At 65.1% G+C, this 18852-nt stretch carries 18 protein-coding genes; 8 read left to right on the forward strand and 10 right to left on the reverse strand.

Going from position 1 to position 18852, the window contains the following annotated elements:
• Nucleotides 1-38: 38 nt before the first annotated feature.
• A complete protein-coding gene (gene hisE / locus AB5K84_RS40470) occupies nucleotides 39-443 on the reverse strand; it encodes a phosphoribosyl-ATP diphosphatase (RefSeq protein WP_011084141.1) in 405 nt (134 codons plus the stop codon).
• 171 nt (nucleotides 444-614) lie between these two features.
• Nucleotides 615-992 (reverse strand): hypothetical protein, encoded by a 378-nt coding sequence (locus tag AB5K84_RS40475; RefSeq protein WP_028173590.1) that lies wholly within the window; start codon nucleotides 990-992, stop codon nucleotides 615-617.
• Nucleotides 993-1221: 229 nt separating this feature from the next.
• Between AB5K84_RS40475 and AB5K84_RS40480 the strand changes: the two genes are divergently transcribed.
• From AB5K84_RS40480 to AB5K84_RS40505, 6 genes are all read left to right on the forward strand, one after another.
• Nucleotides 1222-2271 (forward strand): ABC transporter substrate-binding protein, encoded by a 1050-nt coding sequence (locus AB5K84_RS40480; protein WP_038965336.1) that lies wholly within the window; start codon nucleotides 1222-1224, stop codon nucleotides 2269-2271.
• 85 nt (nucleotides 2272-2356) lie between these two features.
• Nucleotides 2357-4165, forward strand: coding sequence for a glucan ABC transporter ATP-binding protein/ permease (locus tag AB5K84_RS40485; protein WP_011084139.1), 1809 nt, complete (start codon nucleotides 2357-2359; stop codon nucleotides 4163-4165).
• 190 nt (nucleotides 4166-4355) lie between these two features.
• Nucleotides 4356-5819 (forward strand): D-alanyl-D-alanine carboxypeptidase family protein, encoded by a 1464-nt coding sequence (locus AB5K84_RS40490; RefSeq protein ID WP_011084138.1) that lies wholly within the window; start codon nucleotides 4356-4358, stop codon nucleotides 5817-5819.
• Between the two features lie 193 nt (nucleotides 5820-6012).
• Nucleotides 6013-7698 (forward strand): long-chain fatty acid--CoA ligase, encoded by a 1686-nt coding sequence (locus AB5K84_RS40495; RefSeq protein WP_011084137.1) that lies wholly within the window; start codon nucleotides 6013-6015, stop codon nucleotides 7696-7698.
• Nucleotides 7699-7713: 15 nt separating this feature from the next.
• Nucleotides 7714-8268, forward strand: coding sequence for a DUF924 family protein (locus AB5K84_RS40500; RefSeq protein ID WP_011084136.1), 555 nt, complete (start codon nucleotides 7714-7716; stop codon nucleotides 8266-8268).
• Nucleotides 8269-8376: 108 nt separating this feature from the next.
• Entirely contained in the window at nucleotides 8377-8862 is a 486-nt protein-coding gene (locus tag AB5K84_RS40505) for a peroxiredoxin (protein ID WP_011084135.1), read from the forward strand.
• 119 nt (nucleotides 8863-8981) lie between these two features.
• Here AB5K84_RS40505 and rnhA read toward each other — a convergent pair whose 3' ends face one another.
• From rnhA to ispH, 3 genes are read right to left on the reverse strand one after another with little or no spacing between them, the layout of a single operon-like run.
• Nucleotides 8982-9446 (reverse strand): ribonuclease HI, encoded by a 465-nt coding sequence (gene rnhA / locus AB5K84_RS40510; protein WP_011084134.1) that lies wholly within the window; start codon nucleotides 9444-9446, stop codon nucleotides 8982-8984.
• On the reverse strand, nucleotides 9443-10426 hold the full coding sequence (locus AB5K84_RS40515; protein WP_011084133.1) for a homoserine kinase: 984 nt from the start codon (nucleotides 10424-10426) through the stop codon (nucleotides 9443-9445). The genes rnhA and AB5K84_RS40515 overlap by 4 nt, the downstream gene beginning before the upstream one ends.
• A 6-nt stretch (nucleotides 10427-10432) precedes the next feature.
• Nucleotides 10433-11401 carry a 4-hydroxy-3-methylbut-2-enyl diphosphate reductase gene (ispH, locus tag AB5K84_RS40520; protein WP_011084132.1) on the reverse strand — a complete coding sequence of 323 codons (969 nt, stop codon included), beginning with the start codon at nucleotides 11399-11401 and terminating at the stop codon, nucleotides 10433-10435.
• Nucleotides 11402-11656: 255 nt separating this feature from the next.
• Here ispH and AB5K84_RS40525 point away from each other — a divergent pair, with 255 nt between their 5' ends.
• Together AB5K84_RS40525 and AB5K84_RS40530 are read left to right on the forward strand one after the other, a co-directional pair.
• Complete coding sequence (locus AB5K84_RS40525; protein WP_028173595.1) at nucleotides 11657-12349, forward strand: DUF1013 domain-containing protein; 693 nt, start codon at nucleotides 11657-11659, stop codon at nucleotides 12347-12349.
• A gap of 219 nt (nucleotides 12350-12568) precedes the next feature.
• Complete coding sequence (locus AB5K84_RS40530) at nucleotides 12569-12754, forward strand: hypothetical protein (RefSeq protein WP_027546983.1); 186 nt, start codon at nucleotides 12569-12571, stop codon at nucleotides 12752-12754.
• Nucleotides 12755-12823: 69 nt separating this feature from the next.
• Here AB5K84_RS40530 and AB5K84_RS40535 read toward each other — a convergent pair whose 3' ends face one another.
• The 5 genes from AB5K84_RS40535 to AB5K84_RS40555 all read right to left on the reverse strand — a co-directional run bounded on the left by AB5K84_RS40535 (nucleotide 12824) and on the right by AB5K84_RS40555 (nucleotide 18794).
• Nucleotides 12824-13570, reverse strand: coding sequence for an OmpW/AlkL family protein (locus AB5K84_RS40535; protein ID WP_028173596.1), 747 nt, complete (start codon nucleotides 13568-13570; stop codon nucleotides 12824-12826).
• Nucleotides 13571-13762: 192 nt separating this feature from the next.
• Entirely contained in the window at nucleotides 13763-14032 is a 270-nt protein-coding gene (locus AB5K84_RS40540; protein WP_011084128.1) for a hypothetical protein, read from the reverse strand.
• A 176-nt stretch (nucleotides 14033-14208) separates the two neighbouring features.
• Nucleotides 14209-16119: a propionyl-CoA synthetase gene (locus AB5K84_RS40545; RefSeq protein WP_011084127.1), complete on the reverse strand. Its 1911-nt coding sequence runs from the start codon at nucleotides 16117-16119 to the stop codon at nucleotides 14209-14211.
• A gap of 303 nt (nucleotides 16120-16422) precedes the next feature.
• Entirely contained in the window at nucleotides 16423-17799 is a 1377-nt protein-coding gene (locus tag AB5K84_RS40550) for a tetratricopeptide repeat protein (RefSeq protein ID WP_011084126.1), read from the reverse strand.
• 230 nt (nucleotides 17800-18029) lie between these two features.
• Complete coding sequence (locus AB5K84_RS40555; protein ID WP_038965334.1) at nucleotides 18030-18794, reverse strand: tetratricopeptide repeat protein; 765 nt, start codon at nucleotides 18792-18794, stop codon at nucleotides 18030-18032.
• Nucleotides 18795-18852: the final 58 nt, after the last annotated feature.

An 18852-nucleotide genomic window follows, 5' to 3' on the forward strand; every position in this document is an offset into this window, starting at 1 on the left:
ATTTGTCCATGCCGAGATTGAGGCGAATTATGACGGTTCTAGTGGCGCTTGCGCGCCGTACGGCCCTCGAGCGCGACAATTGGCCGCCTCGCAGCGACGCGCGGTGACGCAACTTTGGGCAGCTTCATCGCCGACTTCGGCAGTTTCTCGGCGATGCCGAGCATGTCTTCCCGCCGCGTCATCTCGCGCCAGACGTCCTCGGGGCGCACGCCGGCCGAGGCCCAGAGCACGGTGAGATTGTAGAGCAGGTCGGCGCTTTCCCGGACCACGGCATCGGTGTCGCCATTGACGGCATCGATGACGACCTCAATGGCCTCTTCGGCCAGTTTCTTCGCCATTTTGGAGGGGCCACGCTGAAACAGCCGGGCGGTGCGCGATGTTGCCGGATCAAGGTCTCTGGCCGCGAGCACAGCCAGATATAGCCGCTCAAGCGAATCACTCATGGTACTCAAAACTACTCTAAACCAATGGCGAACGCGTTAACGCCCGGCAATTAAAGCAAAAAACAGGCCGGCGCGGCAAGTGCGACGGCCTGTTTTGGTCAACCCTTGGTAGCCAAGGTCTGGTCGCCAGGGCTGGTCTTCAAGGCTGGTCTTCAAGGCTCGTCGTCAAGGCTAGTAGCAGTTGGTGTAATAGCCTTGGCCGCAGAGCTCGGAGGGGGCGGTGCCGCCGTAGCGCTGATACTGGTAGTTCGGGCCCGGACCGTAATAGGGGCCGTCGCCGTAATAGGCAGGGCCGCTGTAATAGGCCGGACCGCCATAACCGCCATAATAGGGCCCGTTGTCGTAGGCATAGGCATTGCGGGTCGCGGCGATGGCAAGGCCGGTGCCGACGATGCCGGCAAAGGCTGCGGCAGCCGCTGCGCCACCACCACCACGCCAGTGACGGCCGCCGGCGTATGAGGCGGTCGGAGCGACCGCAGTCAGCGCCAGCACCGCAGCGGTGGCGAGAACGGCCTTGCGGCCGGCCAGTCTCGAAAATCGGTCGAACATGTCCTGGACCCTCCTTGGGACCTCGAATGGTGCCTGCGCAGACAGGCTCATGTCTTTCAAACACCCACGTCCCATGTTGGGTTCCCGAACCCCAACACAAGCTGAACGGGGTTGCGTAATCGTGACGCAACCACCGCTCATCCGCCGTTCATATTGGCGCGCGCAGGCTCGTCGCCGGCCGGCGCTGCGAGCGTCACGAAACCACAACAATGCGGGACCGGCGCAACTGATGTCAGAATTCAAGACGATCATTTCTCGTTGCCTGCTGGCGCTCTCGATCTCGCTTGCGACACTGACCGCACGCGACGTCACCGCGGCCGAGACCGCCGTGCCCTCCGTCGCGATCCACTTCACCTTCGACCGCCCGATCGATGCGAGCATGGCGCCGTTCTTCCTTGCCGCGAAGGACGGCAAATTCGGCGCCGAGCGCCTCAACGTCTCCTTCAACACCGCGCCCGGGTCCCCGGAGACGCTCGCGCGCGTCGCCAAGGGCGACAGCGAGCTCGCGCTCGTCGACATCAACGAGCTGATCCGCTTTCGCGACAAGGACGAGGCGGCGCCGCTCAAGGCGGTGTTCGTGCTGTTCAACCGCGCGCCCTACGCGATCGTCGCGCGCAGGAGCCGCGGCATCCACCTGTTGCCCGATCTCGACGGCAAGACCGTCGGCGTCGCCGACAGCGATCTGTCGATGCGGCTGTGGCCGGCGCTGGCGCAGCAGAACGGCATCAACGTGTCGCGCATCAAATTCCACAAGATGAGCGTGGCGGTGCGCGAGCCGATCCTGTCCGCGGGGCAAGTCGATGCCGTCGCCGGCTTCAGCTATCTCTCGGCGGTGAACCTGCGCGACCGCGGCGTGCCCGGCGACGATCTCGTGGTGCTGCGCTACGCCGACTATGGCTGCGAAGCCTATGGCTTTGCCGTGGTGGCCAACCCCGCTTTCGCCGCGGCGAAGCCGGACGCCGTGAGGGGATTTGTCCGCGCCTTGATCGCCGGTATCAACGCGACCGTCAAAGAGCCCGCCCGTGCGGCGGACGAGGCCGCGAGCCGTATCGACGACGGCGACCGCGACCTCGAACTGGAGCGCCTGCGCACCGTGCTCGTCGACAACATCCTGACCGACGAGGTCAAGCGCAACGGCCTCGGCGGCATCGACCCGGCGCGGCTGGACCGCTCGATCGACCAGATCGCCCAGGACTTCAAATTCCGCAAGCGACCGTCCGCGGGCGACATCTTCGACGACCGGTTCCTGCCGCCGGTCGCAGGGCGGCTGATCAATTGAGCAAAACCGCTAGCTTCCGCTGTATCTCGCGGGCGATCCCTGCTTAGAATACGGGCCCCGTTATCCGCCCGAGTTGCCGGTCCGCATGTCCATTTTCAGCCTTTACACCCGCGTTCTCGAGCTGCTCGGCAAGGAGGCGCGGCTGGGCTGGCTGCTGGCGTTTGCCAATCTCCTGCTCGCCGCCTCGCAATTCGCCGAGCCCGTCCTGTTCGGCCGCATCGTCGACGTGCTCTCCGGCAAGTCGGTCGCCGGTTCGAGCTCGGCATGGCCCTTCCTGGCTGCCTGGGTCGCGTTCGGGCTGTTCACCATCGCATGCAGCGCGCTCGTTGCGCTGCAAGCCGACCGGCTGTCTCACCGCCAGCGCCAGGCGGTGCTGACCGACTATTTCGAGCACATTCTGCAACTGCCGCTGACCTTCCACTCCGGCACCCATTCGGGCCGGCTGATGAAGGTGATGCTCAACGGCACCGACGCGTTGTGGCGGCTGTGGCTCGGCTTCTTCCGCGAGCACTTTGCCGCAATCCTCTCGGTCGTGGTGCTGCTGCCGCTGTCGCTCTATCTGAACTGGCGGCTCGCGATCCTGCTGTTCGTGCTCTGCATCGTCTTCACGGCGCTGACGACTTTCGTCGTGCGCCGGACCTTCGGCATGCAGATGGCGGTCGAGGAGCACTACAGCGAGCTCTCCGCGCGGGCCTCCGACGCGCTCGGCAACGTCGCGCTGGTGCAGAGCTTCGTGCGCGTCGAATCCGAGGTGCAGGGGCTGCGCTCGGTCGCCAATCAATTGCTCGAAGCCCAGATGCCGGTGTTGTCCTGGTGGGCGCTCGTCACCGTCATCACGCGCGCCTCCACCACCATCACTGTGCTCGCGATCTTCACGCTCGGCATCGCCCTGCACGACCAGGGGCTGACCTCGGTCGGCGAGATCGTGATGTTCGTGAGTTTTGCGACGCTGCTGATCCAGAAGCTCGAGCAGGTCGTGAGCTTCATCAACAACGTGTTCATGGAAGCGCCGCGCCTGCGCGAATTCTTCAACGTGCTCGATGCCGTGCCGGCGGTCCACGACCGTCCCGACGCGATCGATGCCGGACGCCTGTCCGGCCTCGTCGAGTTCAACGACGTCACCTTCTCCTATGACGGCAAGCGGCCGGCGGTCGAGGACCTCTCCTTCACCGCGCTGCCCGGGCAGACCGTCGCGCTGGTCGGCCCGACCGGCGCCGGCAAGTCCACCGCGATTGCGCTGTTGCATCGCGCCTTCGATCCGCAATCCGGCTTCATCAGGATCGACGGCATGGACGTGCGCGGCGTCACGCTGACCTCGCTGCGGCGAAACATCGGCGTCGTGTTCCAGGAAGCGCTCTTGTTCAACCGCTCGATCGCGGAGAATTTGCGCGTCGGCAAGCCGGATGCGACCGAAGCCGAGATGCGCAAGGCGGCCGAGCGCGCACAGGCGCTCGAATTCATCGAGCGCAGCGGCGGGTTCGAGACCAATGCCGGCGAGCGCGGCCGCATGCTCTCCGGCGGCGAACGGCAGCGGCTGTCGATCGCGCGTGCGCTGCTGAAGGACCCGCCGATCCTGATCCTGGACGAGGCGACCAGTGCGCTCGACGCCGTTACCGAGGTCAAGGTGAACGCCGCTCTCGACGAAGTGATGAGGGGCCGCACCACCTTCGTGATCGCCCACCGCCTCGCCACCATCCGCAACGCCACGCGGATCCTGGTATTCGAGAACGGGCGCGTGACCGAAAGCGGAACTTTCGATGAACTCGTGGCCAAAGGCGGCCATTTTGCCGAGCTCGCCAGGGCCCAGTTCATGGTGCAGGAACAGTCACGAGCCAATACACGGGCCAGCGTGACGGCGGCCGAGACTATCGCGACTGCAGCCAAATCCCCCTAGCAAGTCCCCGCAGGACCGCCGAAATTCGGCCTATTTCATTGCGGAATACCGCGCCGAAACCCCTATTCTCGACGCAGGAGCCGGTATAGGTTTGCGACGCCGCAAGCGGCGGCGCCGGAATTCAAAACCCGAAACTCAGATCACGAGAACCGTCCGGAACCGGCGGATCTCCAAGGACCGGAATCGGATAGTGCACGCCTTTCGCCCGCTGCTTCGCAAATCCCTCTTCAACCTGTTCGCCGCGGCCCTCGCATGCGCCGCGCTGCTCGCGCCGCGCGCGGCGAGCGCCGAAGCGCTGCTGCTGATCGAAGCCGACAGCGGCAAGGTGTTGCAGGCGGATAACGCGACCATTCCCTGGTATCCGGCATCCGTCACCAAGATCATGACCGCCTACGTCACGTTGAAGGCGGTGAAGGACGGCAGGCTCACGCTCGACACGCTGCTCACGGTGTCGCCGACCGCGGCCTCGCAGTCGCCGTCGAAAATGGGGTTCCGCCCCGGAACACAGCTCACCGTCGACAACGCGCTGAAGATGATGATGGTCAAGTCGGCGAACGACATGGCCGTGGTGCTCGCCGAAGGCGTCGGCGGATCGATCGACGGCTTCTCCGTCATGATGAACGATACCGCCAAGAAGCTCGGCATGACGCAGACGAGCTACGTCAATCCGAACGGCCTGCCCGCCGATGGTCAGATCACGTCCGCGCGGGATCTCGGCATTCTCGCACGCTCGTTCCTGCGCGACCTGCCGGAATACGAATACTTCGTGCACATTCCGGCGATCCGTTTCGGCAAGCGCGTCACCGGGAATTTCAACAAGCTGATCGGCCGCTATCCCGGCGCCGATGGTTTCAAGACCGGCTTCATCTGCGCTTCCGGTTACAACCTCGTCGCCTCGGCCACACGCAACGGCCGCCGGCTGATCGCCGTTGTGCTCGGCGCCAATTCCGGAACGGCGCGCGCGGTGAAGGCGGCGCAGCTCCTGGAGCGCGGCTTCAGCCAGGACAATCTGTCGTGGCTGCGTCCCTCGCTCGGCACCGTCGAAAACCTCGTGCCGGTCGACGCCTCGCCGCCGAACCTGCGCGACGACATGTGCGGCGGCCATCGCAAGCGGCCGGCGAGCGACGACGACGATGCCCTGATCGCGGCCAATGGCGGCACGACCGGATCGGCCTCCGCCACCGGCGGCGAAGCCCAGGTGACCTTCTTCACCGCCGGGCTTCAGCCGCCCCTGATGAAGGCCTCCGAGCTGATGGCCTCGGCGCCGGCGGCAGCCGAGCCCGTGCTGGTCTATACCGGCCCGACCCGCACCGGCACTGCCCTGATCGCCGCGGTCGCAGCCGATGCCGACCAGCAGGCCACGCCGAAGGCGCGTGGCAAGAAGTCGCGTGTCGCCAAGAAACCGGACGCAGCCGACAAGGCGGCTGATAAGCCGAAGGACACCAAGACGGCAGCAGCGAAGCCAGGCGCCAAGGGTGATGTGAAGAGTGACGCAAAGGCTGACACCAAGACCGCGGCCAAACCCGCGGGGACCAAGCATGCCGCGGCGAAGCCCGATGCGGCGAAACCCGCCGCAAATAGCGATCAGCCGGCAAAACCCGCCAAGCCCAAGGCCGCGACCAAGCCTCCCGCCAAGCCGGCCAACAACAGTTAACGCCCCTGCGAATTAAACCGAAGCCGGCGCTTCGCACCTGCGGCAGCGCGGTTTTGCGACGATTCCAGTAGCCACTCTCCGGCCTTTGCCCTAAGCCTCGACGGCTTGCCACCCGTTCCGGCAGGCTCGATACTGGCGGTAATGAGGCAAGCCCGAGATACAACGGGCTCTGATGTAGGAGAGGGGAGTTTCCATGGAGCGCATCTGGCTTAAGCAATATCCGCCCGGCGTGCCCGCCGATATCGAGCCGACGCAATACGCATCGCTGGTCGACCTTCTGGAGGAGAGCTTCGCCAAGTTCGCCGACCGCAAGGCGTTCATCTGCATGGACAAGTCGATCAGCTACCGCGACCTCGACCAGATGTCGGTTGCGCTGGCCGCCTATCTGCAAGGCCGCGGACTCCAGCGCGGCGCTCGCGTCGCCATCATGATGCCGAACGTGCTGCAATACCCGATCGCCACCGCCGCGGTGCTGCGGGCCGGCTTTGCGGTGGTCAACGTCAATCCGCTCTACACGCCGCGCGAGCTCGAGCATCAGCTCAAGGATTCCGGCGCCGAAGCCATCATCGTGCTGGAGAACTTTGCCCACACCGTCGAGCAGGTGATCACTAAGACATCGGTAAAGCACGTCATCGTCGCCAGCATGGGCGACCTGCTCGGCTTCAAGGGCGTGATCGTCAACCTCGTCGTCCGCCGCGTCAAGAAAATGGTACCGGCCTGGTCGCTGCCGGGCGCGGTGTCCTTCAACGACGCGCTGTCGGCCGGCCGCGGCTTGACATTCAACAAGCCGAAACTGTCGCCGGGCGACGTCGCCTTCCTGCAATATACCGGCGGCACCACCGGCGTCTCCAAGGGCGCGACCCTGCTCCACCGCAACATCGTCGCCAACGTCTTGCAGAACGATGCCTGGCTCCAGCCGGCGCTCGCCGCGCCTCCGCATGTCGACCAGTTGATGATCGTCTGCGCGCTGCCGCTCTATCACATCTTCGCGCTGACGGCCTGCTACCTGCTCGCGGTGCGCGCCGGCGGCTGCAATCTCCTGATCCCCAACCCGCGCGACATCGCGGGCTTCGTCAAGGAGCTGGCGAAGTACCAGGTCAACAGCTTCCCGGCCGTCAACACACTGTACAACGGCCTGATGCACCATCCGGACTTCAAGAAGCTCGACTTCTCCAAGCTGAAGATCTCCAATGGCGGCGGCATGGCCGTGCAGCGCCCCGTCGCCGAGCAGTGGAAGGCGGTGACCGGCTGCTTCATCGCCGAAGGCTATGGTCTGTCGGAGACCTCACCGACGCTGACCTGCAATCCGGCAACCACGAACGATTTCTCCGGCTCGATCGGCATCCCCGTGCCCTCGACCTATATTTCCATCCGCGACGACGACGGCAATGAAGTGCCGCTCGGCCAGGCGGGCGAGATCTGCGCCAAGGGCCCGCAGGTGATGTCGGGTTACTGGAACAGGCCGGAAGAGACCGCCAAGGTGATGACCGCGGACGGCTATTTCCGCACCGGCGACATCGGCGTGATGGACGAGAAGGGCTACACCAAGATCGTGGACCGCAAGAAGGACATGATCCTGGTCTCCGGCTTCAACGTCTATCCGAACGAGATCGAGGAAGTGATCGCGAGCCATCCGGGCGTGCTCGAATGCGCCGTGATCGGCATCCCCGATTCCAAATCGGGCGAAGCGGTGAAGGCCTTCGTGGTGAAGAAGGACCAAAACCTCACCGCCGAAGCCGTGATCAAGTTCTGTCACGAGCAGCTCACCGGCTACAAGGTGCCCAAGCACATCGAATTCCGCACCGACCTGCCGAAGACCAACGTCGGCAAGATCCTGCGCCGGCAGCTCCGCGACGAGAAGAAGGCGGAGGCGGCGTAAGGCTGCCTTTGAGTCATGACTGAGGTCGGCGACATCAAGCCGGCCGGCATTCTCGCCTTCTGGCGCGAGGCCGGCCGCGAACGCTGGTACAAGCGCAGCGAGGCTTTCGACGCGGAGGTCAGGCGCCGCTTTCTCGCCCTCTGGCAGCAGGCGGCCGCCGGCGAGCTCGCGTCATGGGAGGCAAGCGACGACGGCGCACTCGCGCTCGTCATCGTGCTCGATCAGTTCCCCCGCAACATGTTTCGCGGCGATCCCAGGACCTTCTCCAGCGATGCGCTGGCGCGCGAAATTGCCCGCCGCGCCATCGATCGGGGCGCGGATCGCCGGATCGATCCTGCCCTGCTCGAATTCCTCTACATGCCCTTCATGCATTCCGAGCACCTGCCCGACCAGCTGCACTGCATTGCGCTGTTTCAGGACGCCGACAATGCCGAGAACCTGAAATACGCGCGGGAGCACGCCGACATTATCCGCCGGTTCGGCCGCTTCCCCCACCGCAACCGCGTCCTCGGACGCCCGACCACCGAGGAAGAACAGGCCTTCCTCGACAATGGCGGCTTTTCCGGCTGATGACATCAAGGTGAAGGGCCGCAACCTTCGCCGCTTTCCCTGCCGGCAATATTGTGCAGGCCCGCCGCACAGTCTAAAAAGCGGGATCGATTTTCAGGGAGACTGACGATGGCGATCCAGACTGGCGACAAGCTGCCCGAGGCGAAATTCCGCGTGATGACGGCGGAAGGCCCGCAGGTGAAGACCACCGACGACATCTTCAAGGGCAAGAAGGTGGCGCTGTTCGCGGTGCCCGGCGCCTACACCGGCACCTGCCACAAGATGCATCTGCCGAGCATCTTCCTCAACGCCTACGCCATCAAGGACAAGGGCGTCGACACCATCGCCATCATCTCCGTCAACGACGCCTTCGTCATGAACGCCTGGAAGCGCGACACCGACCAGCGCGACGAGGCCGTATTCCTCGCCGACGGCAATGCCGACTTCACCAAGGCGATCGGCATGGAGCTCGACGCCTCCGCCAACGGCCTCGGCATCCGCTCCAAGCGCTATTCGATGCTGGTCGAGGACGGCGTGGTGAAGAAGCTGAACCTCGAGGCGATGCCCGGCAAGGTCGAGGTGTCAGGCGGCGATACGCTGCTCGGGCAGCTCTGAGATAGATGTCATTCCGGGGCGCCTCGCAGAGGCGAACCCGGAATCTCGAGATTCTCGGGTGCGCAATTGCGCACCTGAGTTCGGTGCTTTGCACCGCCCCGGAATGACGGAACAAACTGCTACTCCGCCACCCTCTGCTGCAACCTCGCCTTCACGATCCCGTCCCGCGCCAGCTGATCCGCGCGCTCGTTCTCGGGGTGGCCGGCGTGACCCTTCACCCAGTGCCAGCGGACCTGATGCGCCTTCAGCGCGGCGTCGAGGCGCTGCCAAAGCTCGACATTCTTGACCGGCTTCTTGTCGGCGGTGCGCCAGCCGTTGCGCTTCCAGCCGTGGATCCAGCCCGTGATCCCCTGCCGGACATACTGGCTGTCGGTGTAGAGATCGACGGTGCACGGCTTCTTCAGCGCTTCGAGCGCCGAGATCGCCGCCATCAGCTCCATCTGGTTGTTGGTGGTGTGACGCTCGCCGCCGTTCAGCTCCTTCTCCTTGTCGCCGAACTTCAGGATCGCGCCCCAGCCGCCGGGCCCGGGATTTCCCGAGCACGCGCCGTCGGTATAGATCGTGACGACGGGAAGCTCGCTCACGCGACCAGTCCTGACGGCATCAGCCCGTAGTCGCGCACGCTCGAAACGCTCTGGTGGAAGCGCAGCTTGCGGACATATTCCAGCGGATCCTTCGGCCTCACCAGCGCACCGGGCGGCACGTTGAGCCAGTCGACCAGCCGCGTCAGCAGGAAACGGATCGCCGCGCCACGCGCCAGCAGCGGCAGCGCGGCCTCTTCCGCCTCCGAGAGCTTGCGCACGCGGCCATAGGCGTTGAGGAAAGCGCGCGCCTTGGTGACGTTGAAGGAGTGATCCGGCTCGAAGCACCACGCGTTGAGGCAGATCGCGACATCGTAGGCCAGCATGTCATTGCAGGCGAAGGTGAAGTCGATGATCCCCGAGAGCTTGTCGCCGAGGAAGAAGACGTTGTCGTTGAAGAGGTCGGCGTGGATCACGCCCTCGGGCAGATTGGTCGGCCAGACCCCGCTCGCGAGATAGTCGAGCTCGGCTGCGAGAAACGCGCGCAGGCCCGGCTGCACCTCGTCGGCGCGGCTTGCGGCCGCATCGAACAACGGTCGCCAGCCCGCGACCGAGAGCGCGTTCGCGCGCCTGATCGCGAAATTGGCGCCGGCCAGATGCATCCTGGCCAGGCCCTCGCCGACGCCGGCGCAATGGGCCGCGTTCGGCTTGCGCGGCCAGACGCCTTCGAGAAAGGTGATGATCGCGGCGGGGCGGCCCGACAGCTCGCGCAGCGCCTCGCCGTCTCTTCCTTTCACCGGCAGCGGACAATTGACGCCGTGCTCGGCGAGATGCGTCATCAGCGCGAGGAAGAACGGCAGATCGTTCTTCGCCACGCGCTTCTCGTAGAGCGTGAGGATGAACGATCCCTTGGTGGTGTGCAGCAGGAAGTTGGAGTTCTCGACGCCCTCGGCGATGCCCTTGTAGGAGAGCAATTCGCCGAGATCGTATTGGCTCAGGAAATCCGCAAGCTCGTCGGCGGCGACGTCGGTGTAGACCGCCATAGAGGTCTACTCGGCGGCAGCTTCGGGGCGCACCTGGCGCGGCAGCGGGAAGAACTCGTTCTCTTCCGCGGCCGAGACCGTCTCCACATGCAGCGTGAAGCGCTCGGCGAACGCGTCCATGATCTCCTCGACGATCACTTCCGGCGCCGAGGCGCCCGCGGTGATGCCGAGGCTGGTGATGTTTTCGAACCGCTTCCAGTCGAGGTCGGCGGCGCGCTGCGCCAGCACCGCGATCGGGCAGCCTTCACGCTCGGCGACCTCGCGCAGGCGCTGCGAGTTCGACGAATTCGGCGCACCGACCACGATCAGGGCGTCCACCACCGGCGCCACCTTCTTCACCGCGAGCTGGCGGTTGGTGGTGGCGTAGCAGATGTCTTCCTTGTGCGGCCCGTTGATGTTCGGGAAACGCTCCTTGAGCAGCGCGACGATCTCCGCGGTGTCGTCGATCGACAGTGTGGTCTGGGTCACGAAGGCGAGGTTGTTGGGGTCCTTCGGGGTGATGGTCTTGGCGTCCTCGGCGGTCTCGATCAGGGTGACGGCGCCGACGGGGAGCTGGCCGAGCGTGCCGACCACCTCGGGGTGATGGGAATGGCCGATCAGGAAGATCTCGCGGCCGCGCTTGAAGTGGATCGCCGCCTCGCGGTGGACCTTGGTCACCAGCGGGCAGGTCGCGTCCAGCGAGAACAAATTGCGGGACTGGGCGTCGGCGGGAACCGATTTCGGCACGCCATGGGCCGAGAATACGACCGGCGCGGTGGTACTTTCCGGGATTTCGGCCAGCTCCTCGACGAAGATGGCGCCCTTCTTCTTCAACCCATCGACGACGTATTTATTGTGCACAATCTCATGGCGAACATAGACGGGGGCGCCGTATTTATCGAGCGCCCGTTCCACGGTGTCGATCGCCCGGACCACCCCGGCGCAGAAGCCGCGGGGAGAACAAAGCACGATCTTCAGGTCTGGTTTGGCTGACATTGAGCGATCTCGGGACCGAATCACCTCGCCGAATGGGGCGGGAAGCGGTCGATGGATGAATAGGGCTTAGGGTACGGGCTTACAGCGACTTCAGAGGGAATTGGGCCCCCTTTCGGGCGCTGTCAAGGCACTATCTATAGCAGAACCATTGCGTGGCTAGCCCCTCCGGGCTTATATAGCGCGAATTCCCAGTCATCGCTGATGACCACCGGCTTCGCCTCCAAAGGGGTGGGCGAAGCACAAAGGAGATTTGCCATGAGCAACGCACCTCTGATGCCCAAGGCGACCGCCGTCTGGCTGCTCGACAACACCGCGCTGACCTTCGACCAGGTCGCCGATTTCACCAAGATGCATCCCCTCGAGGTGCGCGCGATCGCCGACGGCGACGCCGCCCAGGGCATCAAGGGCATGGATCCCCTCTCCAACGGCCAGCTCACCCGCGAGGAGATCGAGAAGGGTGAGAAGAACCCGGATTACCGCCTCCGCCTCCAGGAGAGCAAGGTCGTGCTGCCGCCGCAGCCCAAGCGCAAGGGCCCGCGCTACACCCCGGTCTCGCGCCGCCACGAGCGCCCGAGCGCAATCCTCTGGCTGCTGCGCAACCATGCGGAGCTCAAGGACGCCCAGATCATGCGCCTGGTCGGCACCACCAAGAGCACGATCGCCAGCGTGCGCGACCGCACCCACTGGAACACGTCCTCGCTGACCCCGATCGATCCGGTCACCCTCGGCCTCTGCTCGCAGATCGAGCTCGATTTCGAGGTGGCCCGCGCGGCCAAGGAAAAGCCGATCGACGCGGCCTATGGCGGCGCGACCCTGCTGCCGGCCTCGGAGACCACCAAGAAGGACGAGTTCGAGCCGGCCGAGCGATCGAGCGACGACCTCAACGTGGACGCCGTGTTCGCCAAGCTGAAGACCCTCGGCGGCAAGAAGCAGGACGAGGAGGAGTAATTCCCCCTCCTCCGATTTACCGTCAAGCTGGATTTGAACGCGGCGGCCCCCCGCCGCGTTTTTATTTGGGCGCGCGGGCGTGTGTCGATGCCTGCCTGGCAGATTCGCGGAGGCCAGGGCGAGACTGCATGATCTCGGCAGCAAGCCGGCGAGGCGCACGTGGCCGCAATCTGGAACGATGCGTATGATGTCGCATTGTTCCCGCGCGGAGGATCAGAGATGCAAGTCAACGAAGAACGCTTTGCCTTGATGCTTGGTCACGCGGCGCTGTCGGTCTGGGGTGAGATGCCCCGGGACATTCAGGAATCGCTGTTCGAGATCGCCGTACAAGGGCACCCCGAGGATCGCGACCCGCTCGCGAAGCTCCTGCACGATCGGCATCCCCGCACCGTGCATTCGGACTGACAGGATACAGGATTGGTCGAGCAGATCGACGCGGCGCCGGGCCCCCCGCCCGGCGCCGCGAAGACGTCATCAGAACTTGTAGGTGACGCCGCCGCCGACCAGCCACGGGTCGATATGCGCGTTGCCGGTGACAGGCAGGCCGCTGACGGTCGCGCTGTAGTCCGGCCGCAGCCAGAGCTTCTTGACGTCGACGTTGAGACCCCAATGCCGGTCGAGCATGTAGTCGAAGCCGAACTGCACGGCGCCGCCCCACGCATTGCTGACGTGCAGGCTCGTGGTGGTGGCGACGATCGCGGGCGGGCCGACGATGGCGGCCGGCGCATTGGCGGCGGAATTGTTGAAGAACACGGTGTAGTTCACGCCCGCACCGATATACGGCTTGAACGCGCCGAAATTGTCGAAGTGATATTGCAGCGTCAGCGTCGGCGGCAGCAGCGTGGTCTTGCCGATCGGCAAATTCGCGAGCGAGCCGGTGCCGCTGATCGAATGCCTGGTCACACCGAGGATCAGCTCAGCCGCGATGTTCCTGGTGAAGAAATAGCTGATGTCGAGCTCGGGCACGACCTGGTCGCTGATCGAGAGGCCGGAATTCGGCGACGACAGCGACGGCACGCCCGCGACGTTGACGGTCGAGCCGCCGGCATCGGGCAACACACCGAGCACGCGCAGGCGCACCATCCAGGGATTGAACGCCTCCACGGGCGGCGGCGCCTTCTTGTAGACCGGCAGGTCCGCGGCCTGCGCCGAGGCAAAAGTCCCCGCGAGCATCGCACCGACCATCGCGATCCGCGCCAAGTGTCTTGTCGTTCTCTGCATTTCAATCCCCTTCAGCCGTCTCTCGCGCATCGTTGCGCGACACCAGCGTCAGAGCAGAAAGGGGATGGTGAAGGATTTGACGCCGATCAAATCCGGCGAAACGCGGCACGATTTGTGCCGCGGCGTTGCAGATGTGTCACGAGGAACGCGAATGCGAGCAAGTGGCCAGGCAGGATTATACCGCGCCCGATATCACGGCCGCTCGGGATGGTTCAGCATGTACTCGCCGAGATCGCGCTGGCGGCGGTCGGCGCGGGCGGTGGCGGCGCTGCGCTGGACGTCACGGTCCTTGCGGCAGGCCACATATTCCGGCGAGCCCGCCGCATAACCGCGGCTCTGGCACACCGCGTCGTCATCGTCGCCGCCTACAGCCACGGGCGTCTGGTAGCGCGCCGAGCAGGCGGAGAGCGCAACGGCGAGAGCTAAGGCTGCAAGCAGGCGCGGCGCGGTGGCGAGTGGCATACGAGGTCCCCTGTTGGCGGGCCCTGTTTAGCCCGGAATGAGGAGATTGTAAGTCGGCAACACCGTCATTCCGGGGCGGTCCGCAGGACCGAACCCGGAATCTCGAGATTCCCAGGTGCGCAATCGCGCACCATAGTTCGATGCTTCGCATCGCCCCGGAACGATGGTTCGAAACCTCACACCCGCCCCTTCAGTGCCGCCCCGATCTCGTCCAGCACCTTGGGGTCCTCGATCGTCGCGGGCATGGTCCAGGATTCGCCGTCGGCAATCTTCTTGATGGTGCCGCGCAAAATCTTGCCGGAGCGCGTCTTGGGCAGGCGGCCGACGGTGATGGCGAGCTTGAAGGCGGCGACGGGCCCGAGCTTGTCGCGCACCAGCGCAATGATTTCCTTCTCGATCTCGGCGGGTGCGCGCTGCACGCCGGCCTTGAGCACCAGGAAGCCGCAGGGCACCTCGCCCTTGATCGCGTCCTTGACGCCGAGCACGGCGCATTCGGCGACATCGGGATGCGAGGCCAGGATCTCCTCCATGCCGCCGGTGGACAGGCGATGTCCGGCGACGTTGATGATGTCGTCGGTACGGCCCATCACCCAGACATAGCCGTCCTCATCCTTGTAGCCGGCGTCCGAGGTCTTGTAATAGCCGGGGAATTCGCTGAGGTAAGCCTCCTTGAAGCGCTCGTCCTGCTTCCACAGCGTCGGCAGGCAGCCCGGCGGCATCGGCAGCTTGATGACGATCGAGCCCATGGTGTTGGGACCGACAGGCTTGGCCGCTTCATCGACCACGTCGACCTGGTAGCCCGGCATCGGCACCGTCGGCGAGCCGTGCTTCACCGGCAGCATGCCGAGGCCGACCGGATTACCGGCGATGCACCAACCGGTCTCGGTCTGCCACCAATGGTCGATCACAGGCACCTTCAGCTGCTGCTCCGCCCATTCCACCGTGGGCGGATCGGCGCGCTCGCCGGCGAGGAACAGCGTGCGGAATGTCGACAGGTCGTATTGCCGGATGAACTTTCCTTCCGGATCCTCTTTCCGAATCGCGCGGAACGCGGTCGGCGCGGTGAACAGCGCCACCGCCTTGTGCTCGGAGATGACGCGCCAGAATGCGCCGGCATCGGGCGTGCCGACCGGCTTGCCCTCATACATGATCGAGGTCGCGCCGTGCAGCAGCGGGCCGTAGACGATGTAGCTGTGGCCAACCACCCAGCCGATGTCGGAGCCGCACCACCAGACCTCGCCCGGCTTGACGCCATAGAGGTTGAACATCGACCATTTCACCGCGACCAGATGGCCGCCATTGTCGCGCACCACGCCCTTGGGAATGCCCGTGGTGCCCGAGGTGTAGAGGATGTAGAGCGGATCGGTGGCGGCGACCGGCACGCAAGGCGCCTTCTTGCCGTCGTTCATCGCCTTGCGGCGCAGGCTCGCCCAATCGTAATCGCGGCCCGGCGCCAGGTCACAGGTGAGCTGCGGACGTTGCAGCACGATGCAGGCCTTCGGCTTGCTGCCGGCAAGCCTGATCGCCTCGTCGAGCAGCGGCTTGTACTGCACGATGCGGCCGGGCTCGATGCCGCAGCTCGCCGACAGGATCAGCTTCGGCTGTGCATCGTCGATGCGGGTGGCAAGCTCCTTCGCGGCAAAGCCGCCGAACACGACCGAATGCACCGCGCCGATGCGCGCGCAGGCGAGCATCGCGACCACCGCCTCCGGCACCATCGGCATGTAAAGGATGACGCGATCGCCCTTGGCGACGCCGAAATCCTGCATGACGGCGCCGAGCGCCTGCACCTCGTTCAGCAGCTCGGCATAGGTGAGCTTGGTGATCGAGTTCGTCAGCGGCGAATCATGGATCAGCGCGACCTGGTCGGCGCGGCCGCGTTCGACATGGCGGTCGAGCGCGTTATAGCAGGTGTTGACCACGCCGCCGGTGAACCAGCGGCCGTAGGTTCCTTGCGACGCGTCGAAGATCGTCTTGGGCGGCTCGATCCAGTCGATTTCCCTGGCCGCCTCGGCCCAGAAGCCCTGGGGATCAGCCAGCGAGCGTGCATGGACCTCGTGATAGCTGCTCTTGCCCTGGATGTTCATGTCCCGCGCTCCCGTTTCCCTTATTTGCCTAGCCTTGACCTGACGACAGGACAGCCGTCCCGCCATGACCAGGATCAATCGCCGGCCTTGTTTGAGAGGTATTTTCCCGGGATCGGGCCGCGGTTCAAGCTGAAAAGGATGATGTCCTTCCCCCTCTCCCCGCTTGCGGGGAGAGGGTCGGGGTGAGGGGGAGTCTCCCCGGGGACGGTGAGAGCTGGACTCGCGGAGAGTCCCCCTCACCCGGAATTTGCTGTCGCAAATTCCGGCCTCTCCCCGCACGCGGGGAGAGGCGAAGAATCCCGCCTACCCCTCCATCGCGTTCAGCCGCTGCAACCGCTCCTGCATGACCTTCCTCAGATCATAGCCGGGCCGGCCAAAGCTTGAGTTGCGGGTGGCGAGGAAATCGCGCTGGGTACGGCGTAGGTCGCCGGCCGAGCGCCTGTTCGCGGATTTCAGCACGCGCTCGTAGGTCTCGGCGATCTGGCGGTCGAGCACGCCCAGCTCCGGATCGGCGCAGATCACCTTCTCGACCTCGCGCTTCGCGGTCGCGCAATCGAACGAGGGGCCGTTGCCGGAATTCGCCGCGAGCGGACGCCGCGGCTCATCGCCGAATTTCGCGATCTCCGCGATCATGGTGCGGCGGCCGTTGGCCGCGTTGTCGTTGCCGGGGTCGAGCTTCAGCGCGGTCTCGTAATCAGCCAGCGCCTTCCTGCGCTCGCCCATCTTCTTGTAGAGCACGGCGCGATTGTTGTAGGTCTGCGCGAAATTCGGATCGAGCTTCAGCGCGGACTCGTAGTCGCTCAGCGCCGCCCCGAACTCGCCCTTGAACTGGTAGGAATCGCCGCGGTTGGTGAAGAAGTTCGGCTTCGGTGCCAGCCGCAGTGCCTGGTCGTAGTCGGCGATCGCCTTGTCGTAATCGCCCATCGCGGCCAGCGACAGGCCGCGATTGTCGTAATATTCCGGCACCTTCGGATCGAGCCTGATGGCCTCGGCGGCGTCGGCGACGGACTTGTCGAGCTGGCCGAGCTTCTTGTAGGCCGCGCCGCGATTGGTGTAGGTGCGCGGCCGGTTCGGATCGAGCCGCAGCGCCTCGCTGAGATCGCGGATCGCCTTTTCGTTGTCGCCGCCGAGATAATAGGTCACGCCGCGGTCGGACCAGGCCTGCGCGTCACCCGGCTTCAGCTTGATCGCCTGGTCGTAATCGGCCAGCGCGCGGTCGAGCCGGCGCTGACTGGTGTAGACGACGCCGCGCAGCTCGTAGGACTCCGCATCCTGCGGATCGAGCTCGATCGCCTTGCTGAGGTCCGCCGCGGCGCGGTTGAGATCGCCGCCGGCCTCGCGCAGGAGATCGCCGCGCAGGCGCCAGGCTTTTGCGTTCTTGCCGTCGAGTGCGATCGCGCGATCGATGTCCCGCAGGGCCTGGGTGAGACCACCCGAGGTGCGCGCATTGGCGTCAGCACGGACCAGCAGCGCCGCGGCGCGATCGGAGCTCGAATTGGCCGCCTGGTCGATGATGGCGCTGCACGACGTGATCAGCTCGGCGGGAGCAGCCTTGCTGCCGGCGATACAATCGGCGGCGGCCGAGGCAGGCGCGGCGAGGACAAGGCTCATGGCGGCGCTGAGCAGGAGGGCGCACAGCGAGGTTTTGGATGTTTGCGCGGAAGAGCGCGTGCCGCACATGAGGAAGGCTCCGTGACGTCAGGTTTTCACCATTGTCGCGGTGGATTGGCGATGGGTTCAAGCGCGCCCAGCAAGCGACGCACCGGCACCTGCACTCCCTCGCCCCGCTTGCGGGGAGAGGGGGAGCCTCAGCGGGGACGGCAGCAGTGAGACTCGCGGAAAGTCCCCCTCACCCGGAATTTGCTCCGCAAATTCCGGCCTCTCCCCGCACGCGGGGAGAGGCGAAGAACTCAATACCCGTCCACCCCGTTGATCTGTTGCAGCCTGTCCTGCATCGCCTTCTTCAGATCATACCCCGGTCGGCCAAACCCGCTATTCCTGCGCGCGATGAAATCGTCCTGTTCGCGCTGGATCTTGCGCGCCTCCGCCGGGCTCTGGGCTTCGCGGATGACGCGCAAATGCGATCCGTAGATCTCGCGGTCGAGATCGGCGAGCTCGCGATTTCCGCAGATCGCCTTCTCCACGGCGCGGGCCGCGCGGGCACAATTGAAGCTGGGCTTGCCCGCGACCGCCATCTGCGCGCCGATCCGCTCGAGCTCGCGCGCCATCGCCTTGTGATTGGCCTTGGCCTTCTCGTGGTTCGGATCGAGCTTCAACGCGGCGCCGAAATCCTGCACCGCCTTGGGCTTGTCGCCTTTCTTCAACCAGAGCTCGCCCCGCGCATTGAAGACATCCGCGAGGGTGGGATCGAGCGAGAGAGCACGGCTGTCGTCGGCGATCGCGCGGTCGACCTGATCGTGCCGCGCGTAAAGCGCGCCGCGCGCGACGAGCGCCTTGATCAGGTCCCCCTTCGCCGTCTTCTCATTGTCGATCACGTCAGCGCAGGCGGATTTGGCCTTGTCCATGTCGTCGCCAGCGGCAGCCGCAAGGCACGGCGCGATGTCGACCTGCGTGACGGCGGCCGGCTCGCCACCGGTCGCGGCCAGGGTCACGCCGAGCGGGAGCGCGCAGAGCAGTACGGCACCGGACCATTGAATGAGATTTTGAAAACGCATGCTTGCTGCAGTCAGGAGGTCTTGCCTTGAGGCCGTACTATCCATCATACGGCCGGAT

It is taken from the genome of Bradyrhizobium sp. 1200_D9_N1_1, assembly GCF_052075915.1.
In the GTDB taxonomy this organism is placed as follows: domain Bacteria; phylum Pseudomonadota; class Alphaproteobacteria; order Rhizobiales; family Xanthobacteraceae; genus Bradyrhizobium; species Bradyrhizobium diazoefficiens.